Origin of the sequence: Bacillus sp. TSO22 (genome assembly GCF_020223595.1) — a bacterium.
GTDB lineage: Bacteria > Bacillota > Bacilli > Bacillales > Bacillaceae > Bacillus > Bacillus inaquosorum.
This window is the reverse complement of the sequence record NZ_JAHAWO010000002.1, coordinates 52,469-59,963: the sequence shown is the minus strand read 5'-3', so window position 1 is coordinate 59,963 and position 7,495 is coordinate 52,469. Positions and strand designations below refer to the sequence as shown.

Annotated in this window: 6 protein-coding genes and 1 rRNA gene; all 7 read left to right on the top strand. The window is 42.1% G+C overall.

Annotated elements, in window-relative coordinates; genetic code table 11:
• Positions 1-9 precede the first annotated feature (9 nt).
• The 7 genes from rrf (at position 10) to disA (ending at position 7,477) form a co-directional block, all read left to right on the top strand.
• Positions 10-125, top strand: a 5S ribosomal RNA gene (rrf, locus tag KHQ79_RS04650).
• Positions 126-368: 243 nt separating this feature from the next.
• On the top strand, positions 369-833 hold the full coding sequence (gene ctsR / locus KHQ79_RS04645; protein WP_003242054.1) for a transcriptional regulator CtsR: 465 nt from the start codon (positions 369-371) through the stop codon (positions 831-833).
• Between the two features lie 13 nt (positions 834-846).
• Positions 847-1,404 (top strand): protein-arginine kinase activator protein McsA, encoded by a 558-nt coding sequence (gene mcsA / locus KHQ79_RS04640; protein ID WP_032732366.1) that lies wholly within the window; start codon positions 847-849, stop codon positions 1,402-1,404.
• Positions 1,404-2,495 (top strand): protein-arginine kinase McsB, encoded by a 1,092-nt coding sequence (gene mcsB / locus KHQ79_RS04635; RefSeq protein WP_060397788.1) that lies wholly within the window; start codon positions 1,404-1,406, stop codon positions 2,493-2,495. The genes mcsA and mcsB overlap by 1 nt, the downstream gene beginning before the upstream one ends.
• Positions 2,492-4,924 (top strand): ATP-dependent protease ATP-binding subunit ClpC, encoded by a 2,433-nt coding sequence (gene clpC, locus KHQ79_RS04630; protein ID WP_003242047.1) that lies wholly within the window; start codon positions 2,492-2,494, stop codon positions 4,922-4,924. Before mcsB ends, clpC begins: the two co-directional genes overlap by 4 nt.
• Before the next feature lie 90 nt (positions 4,925-5,014).
• Positions 5,015-6,391: a DNA repair protein RadA gene (gene radA, locus KHQ79_RS04625; RefSeq protein WP_003242044.1), complete on the top strand. Its 1,377-nt coding sequence runs from the start codon at positions 5,015-5,017 to the stop codon at positions 6,389-6,391.
• 3 nt (positions 6,392-6,394) lie between these two features.
• On the top strand, positions 6,395-7,477 hold the full coding sequence (gene disA, locus KHQ79_RS04620; RefSeq protein ID WP_003242042.1) for a DNA integrity scanning diadenylate cyclase DisA: 1,083 nt from the start codon (positions 6,395-6,397) through the stop codon (positions 7,475-7,477).
• Positions 7,478-7,495: the final 18 nt, after the last annotated feature.

Genomic DNA, 7,495 nt, shown 5'->3' with positions numbered 1-7,495 from the left:
CTCAATTTGTTTGGTGGCGATAGCGAAGAGGTCACACCCGTTCCCATACCGAACACGGAAGTTAAGCTCTTCAGCGCCGATGGTAGTCGGGGGTTTCCCCCTGTGAGAGTAGGACGCCGCCAAGCAATTGAAAAAAGGGCAGCTCATATGAGCTGCCCTTTTTGTATTCTGGTTTATTGGTATCATAAAATTTCATTTAATTGTATAATATAATAACTTTACACTGAATTTTAAATCGACATCAGGTTTTATGGACTGGGAAAATGGAAATAATAAAGGATAGAGCGAGAAAGTTGAAAATTCTCGAGAAACGCCTTATAGTAAGATTAAAGTCAAATATAGTCAAAGTCAGTAAAGGAGGGGGTTGAGTGGGACATAATATTTCTGACATCATTGAACAATATTTAAAACGAGTGTTAGATCAAAATGGCAAGGAAATTTTAGAGATTAAACGAAGTGAAATTGCAGATAAATTTCAATGCGTTCCTTCCCAAATAAATTATGTCATCAACACCAGATTTACAAGCGAAAGAGGATATATTGTTGAGAGCAAACGCGGGGGCGGCGGTTACATCAGAATCATTAAAATTAAAATGAACAATGAAGTTGTCCTGATCAATAATATTATTTCTCAAATTGGTATCCATTTGTCTCAAGCAGCCTCTGATGACATTATTTTAAGGCTATTAGAAGACAAGGTGATTTCAGAAAGAGAAGCAAAAATGATGGTCAGCGTGATGGACCGCTCGGTTTTACACATTGACTTGCCTGAGCGTGATGAATTAAGAGCCAGAATGATGAAGGCTATGCTGACTTCTTTAAAATTAAAATAAGCGGGTGAAAAGATTGATTTGTCAAGAGTGCCACGAGAGACCAGCCACTTTTCACTTTACAAAGGTTGTTAACGGAGAAAAAATAGAAGTTCATATTTGTGAACAATGTGCCAAAGAAAATAGTGATTCATATGGTATAAGTGCAAATCATGGTTTCTCTATTCATAATTTACTTTCGGGTTTGCTGAATATGGATTCTTCATTACAAAATGCAGGAACTCAAATGTTCAGTCACTCGGAGCAAATATCTGCTTGTCCGAAATGCGGAATGACCTTTCAGCAATTTAGAAAAGTCGGCCGTTTTGGATGTTCTGAATGTTATAAAACATTTCATAGCAACATTACACCTATCTTACGTAAAGTGCACAGCGGAAACACTGTGCATGCTGGGAAAATTCCGAAACGTATAGGCGGCAATCTTCATGTCAGACGGCAGATTGACATGCTGAAAAAAGAATTAGAATCCTTAATCCATCAAGAAGAATTTGAAAACGCAGCTCATGTGAGAGATCAAATTCGTTCATTAGAACAATCACTCAAAAGTACAGATAGTGAGGAGGAACAGGAGTAATGTCGCTAAAGCATTTTATTCAGGACGCACTAAGCAGTTGGATGAAGCAGAAAGGACCTGAAAGTGACATTGTACTCAGCAGCCGCATACGTTTAGCAAGGAACTTTGAACATATACGGTTCCCTACGCGGTATTCCAATGAAGAAGCCTCATCCATCATACAGCAATTTGAAGATCAGTTTTCAGACCAAGATATTCCCGGAATCGGCAAATTCGTTTTGATCAGAATGAATGAGGCACAGCCTCTAGAAAAGCGTGTACTTGTTGAAAAACATCTAATCAGTCCGAATCTGACAGAGTCTCCTTTTGGCGGCTGTTTGCTTTCTGAAAATGAGGAAGTAAGCGTCATGTTAAATGAAGAGGATCATATTAGAATTCAGTGTCTTTTCCCTGGATTTCAGCTGTTAGAAGCAATGAAAGCCGCAAACCAAGTCGATGACTGGATTGAAGAAAAAGTTGATTATGCATTCCATGAACAAAGAGGGTATTTAACCAGCTGTCCTACAAATGTAGGTACGGGTCTAAGGGCTTCAGTCATGATGCATCTGCCGGCACTGGTTTTAACTAGGCAAATAAATCGAATTATACCGGCAATTAATCAATTAGGCTTAGTTGTTAGAGGAATTTATGGGGAAGGCAGCGAAGCAGTAGGGAATATCTTTCAAATTTCAAATCAGATCACGCTTGGTAAGTCAGAGCAGGATATTGTTGATGACCTTAACAGTGTTGCTGCCCAGCTGATTGAACAAGAACGATCTGCCCGAGAAGCGCTTTATCAAACCTCTAAAATTGAACTTGAGGATAAGGTGTATCGTTCTTATGGGGTCTTGTCCAATTGCCGGATGATAGAATCGAAAGAAACTGCAAAGTGCCTTTCAGATGTCCGGTTAGGCATTGATCTAGGCATTATTAAAGGACTTTCAAGCAACATACTTAACGAATTAATGATTTTGACACAGCCAGGATTTTTACAGCAGTACTCGGGAGGCGCTTTGCGTCCGAACGAAAGGGACATTCGAAGAGCGGCTCTCATAAGAGAACGGCTTCACTTAGAAATGAATGGGAAAAGACAGGAGGATGAATCGATATGATGTTTGGAAGATTTACAGAACGAGCTCAAAAAGTACTGGCGCTTGCACAGGAAGAAGCACTTCGTTTAGGTCATAATAACATTGGCACTGAGCATATTTTATTAGGACTGGTACGAGAAGGAGAAGGCATTGCTGCTAAAGCTCTTCAAGCGCTTGGACTTGGTTCAGATAAAATACAAAAAGAAGTTGAAAGTTTAATTGGGCGCGGACAGGAAATGTCTCAAACGATTCATTATACTCCAAGAGCTAAAAAAGTCATTGAGCTTTCAATGGATGAGGCAAGAAAACTTGGTCATTCTTATGTTGGAACAGAACATATTCTTCTTGGTCTGATTCGCGAAGGAGAAGGTGTTGCTGCGAGAGTCCTGAATAACCTCGGTGTCAGCTTAAATAAAGCAAGACAGCAAGTGCTCCAGCTTCTTGGAAGCAATGAAACAGGATCATCAGCAGCAGGAACAAACAGCAATGCGAATACGCCTACGCTTGACAGCTTGGCAAGAGACTTAACTGCTATTGCGAAGGAAGACAGTCTTGATCCTGTCATCGGCAGAAGCAAGGAAATCCAGCGTGTAATCGAAGTGTTAAGCCGCAGAACGAAAAACAATCCTGTTCTCATTGGAGAACCAGGTGTAGGTAAAACGGCGATTGCAGAAGGTTTGGCACAGCAAATTATCAACAACGAAGTTCCCGAAATCTTGCGTGATAAACGCGTGATGACATTAGACATGGGAACAGTGGTTGCCGGCACAAAATACCGCGGAGAATTTGAGGATCGCCTGAAGAAGGTCATGGACGAAATTCGCCAGGCAGGAAACATCATTCTATTCATCGATGAACTCCATACATTAATCGGAGCGGGTGGAGCAGAAGGTGCAATTGATGCATCTAACATTTTAAAACCTTCACTTGCTCGCGGCGAGCTACAATGTATTGGGGCGACGACTCTCGATGAGTACCGTAAATATATTGAAAAAGATGCAGCGTTGGAACGCCGTTTTCAGCCGATCCAGGTTGATCAGCCGTCTGCAGATGAAAGTATTCAAATTTTAAAAGGCTTGCGTGATCGATATGAAGCTCACCACCGCGTATCAATTACAGATGATGCCATTGAAGCTGCGGTTAAGCTTTCTGACAGATATATTTCTGACCGTTTCCTTCCGGATAAAGCAATTGACTTGATCGATGAAGCGGGTTCAAAGGTGAGACTGCGCTCCTTTACAACGCCGCCTAACTTAAAAGAGCTTGAACAGAAGCTTGATGAGGTTCGTAAAGAGAAGGATGCGGCAGTGCAAAGCCAAGAGTTTGAAAAAGCAGCTTCCTTGCGTGATACTGAGCAGCGCCTGCGCGAGCAAGTAGAGGATACGAAGAAATCATGGAAAGAGAAGCAAGGACAGGAAAACTCAGAGGTTACTGTTGATGATATTGCGATGGTTGTTTCCAGCTGGACTGGGGTGCCTGTATCTAAAATCGCCCAAACTGAAACAGATAAGCTTCTTAATATGGAAAGCATTCTTCACTCTCGTGTCATCGGCCAGGATGAAGCAGTTGTAGCTGTTGCAAAAGCAGTCAGACGTGCAAGAGCAGGGTTAAAAGACCCTAAACGCCCAATCGGCTCATTTATTTTCTTAGGCCCTACAGGTGTAGGTAAAACAGAGCTTGCGCGAGCACTTGCTGAATCCATTTTCGGCGATGAAGAAGCCATGATCAGAATTGATATGTCTGAATACATGGAAAAACACTCAACTTCAAGACTTGTCGGTTCACCTCCGGGATACGTAGGATACGATGAAGGCGGCCAATTAACAGAGAAAGTCAGAAGAAAACCTTACTCTGTCGTGCTTCTTGATGAGATTGAGAAAGCGCACCCTGATGTTTTCAATATTCTTCTGCAAGTTCTTGAAGACGGACGGTTGACTGATTCTAAAGGACGTACAGTCGATTTCCGCAATACCATTTTAATTATGACGTCAAACGTCGGAGCAAGTGAGCTGAAACGCAATAAATATGTCGGCTTTAACGTTCAGGATGAGACGCAGAATCATAAAGACATGAAAGATAAAGTGATGGGTGAGCTGAAACGTGCGTTCAGACCGGAGTTCATCAACCGTATTGATGAAATCATCGTCTTCCATTCACTTGAGAAAAAACACCTGACTGAAATCGTGTCACTGATGTCTGATCAATTAACGAAACGCCTGAAAGAACAGGATCTTTCTATCGAATTGACAGAAGCTGCAAAAGCGAAAGTCGCGGAAGAGGGCGTTGATCTGGAATACGGTGCTCGTCCGTTAAGAAGAGCTATCCAAAAGCATGTAGAGGACCGTTTATCCGAAGAACTTCTCAGAGGAAATATTCATAAAGGACAGCATATTGTTCTCGATGTAGAAGATGGCGAATTTGTCGTAAAAACGACTGCTAAAACGAATTAATATAGAGACGGAAATGAGGCATACAGCATGTAAGTGTATGCCTCACTTTCATATCAAGAAATAGAACAAGGGAGAGGTCTTACACTATATATGGCTAAAACAAAATCGAAATTCATCTGCCAATCCTGCGGCTACGAGTCTCCAAAATGGATGGGGAAATGTCCGGGATGCGGTGCTTGGAATACAATGGTGGAAGAAATGATTAAAAAAGCACCGGCCAATCGGAGAGCGGCTTTTTCTCATTCTGTTCAAACCGTACAGAAACCTTCACCTATTACATCAATCGAAACATCAGAAGAACCCCGGGTTAAAACCCAGCTTGGCGAATTTAACAGAGTGCTCGGCGGGGGCGTCGTTAAAGGTTCACTCGTTCTAATCGGCGGCGATCCCGGTATCGGAAAGTCAACGTTATTACTGCAGGTTTCCGCTCAATTATCAGATTCATCGAACAGTGTGCTGTACATTTCGGGAGAAGAATCGGTCAAACAAACGAAACTGAGAGCAGACCGTCTCGGTATAAATAATCCGTCGCTGCATGTTTTATCTGAAACCGATATGGAGTATATTTCGTCTGCTATACAAGAGATGAATCCAGCGTTTGTCGTTGTTGACTCTATTCAAACGGTTTACCAAAGCGATATCACATCAGCTCCCGGCAGTGTGTCACAGGTCAGGGAATGTACGGCTGAGCTGATGAAAATTGCAAAAACAAAAGGCATTCCGATTTTTATCGTAGGGCACGTGACGAAAGAAGGGTCCATCGCAGGGCCGAGACTGCTGGAGCATATGGTTGACACTGTTTTATATTTTGAAGGAGAACGTCACCATACTTTCCGTATTTTGCGGGCTGTAAAAAACCGTTTTGGATCTACAAACGAAATGGGCATTTTCGAAATGCGCGAAGAGGGGCTCACTGAGGTTTTGAATCCTTCAGAAATTTTCTTAGAAGAACGCTCGGCGGGATCCGCAGGCTCGAGCATAACTGCTTCTATGGAAGGCACAAGACCGATTCTCGTTGAAATCCAGGCGCTCATCTCGCCAACAAGCTTTGGCAATCCGCGGCGTATGGCAACGGGAATAGACCATAACAGGGTTTCACTGTTAATGGCTGTGTTAGAAAAAAGAGTTGGGCTGCTGCTGCAAAATCAGGATGCTTATTTGAAAGTGGCCGGCGGCGTTAAGCTTGATGAACCGGCAATTGATCTTGCCATTGCGATCAGTATTGCGTCAAGCTTTAGAGACACACCTCCAAATCCTGCAGATTGTTTTATAGGAGAAGTGGGATTAACCGGAGAAGTCCGGCGGGTTTCAAGAATTGAACAGCGTGTGAAAGAAGCGGCTAAGCTTGGTTTTAAACGCATGATCATACCCGCGGCAAATCTGGATGGATGGACAAAACCAAAAGGGATTGAGGTTATCGGAGTAGCAAATGTTGCAGAGGCGCTTCGTACTTCATTAGGAGGATAATAGATGGAAAAAGAGAAAAAAGGGGCGAAACACGAGTTAGACCTGTCATCTATATTGCAGTTTGTTGCTCCGGGTACTCCGCTCAGAGCTGGAATCGAAAATGTACTAAGAGCAAATACAGGCGGTCTGATTGTTGTTGGATATAATGATAAAGTAAAAGAAGTTGTGGATGGCGGTTTCCACATTAACACTGCTTTTTCTCCGGCACATTTATATGAGCTGGCTAAAATGGATGGGGCGATCATTTTAAGTGATTCTGGTCAAAAGATCCTATACGCCAATACACAGCTGATGCCTGAAGCCACAATTTCTTCATCAGAAACAGGAATGCGGCACCGCACCGCCGAAAGAGTAGCTAAGCAGACCGGCTGCCTTGTGATCGCCATTTCTGAAAGAAGGAATGTTATAACGTTATATCAGGAAAGCATGAAGTATACACTAAAAGACATAGGGTTTATTTTAACAAAAGCGAATCAAGCCATTCAAACTCTTGAAAAATATAAAACGATTCTGGACAAAACCATTAATGCATTGAATGCTTTAGAGTTTGAGGAACTTGTTACATTCAGCGATGTTCTGTCTGTGATGCACCGTTATGAAATGGTATTGAGAATCAAAAATGAAATTAACATGTATATCAGGGAACTGGGAACAGAAGGTCATTTGATTAAGCTGCAAGTCATTGAACTGATTACGGATATGGAAGAAGAGGCCGCTTTATTTATTAAGGATTATGTGAAAGAAAAGATTAAAGATCCATTTGTTCTCTTGAAAGAGCTGCAGGATATGTCCAGTTATGATTTGCTGGATGATTCCATTGTTTATAAGCTTCTCGGTTATCCGGCTTCTACAAATCTTGATGATTATGTATTGCCTAGAGGATACAGGCTGTTAAATAAGATACCGCGTCTTCCGATGCCGATTGTTGAAAATGTTGTAGAAGCATTTGGAGTCCTCCCAAGGATTATTGAGGCGAGTGCAGAAGAATTAGATGAAGTAGAGGGAATCGGTGAAGTACGAGCCCAAAAAATCAAAAAAGGTTTAAAACGCCTGCAAGAGAAGCATTATTTAGACAGACAGCTGTGATTTCGGTTAAAACCTTAT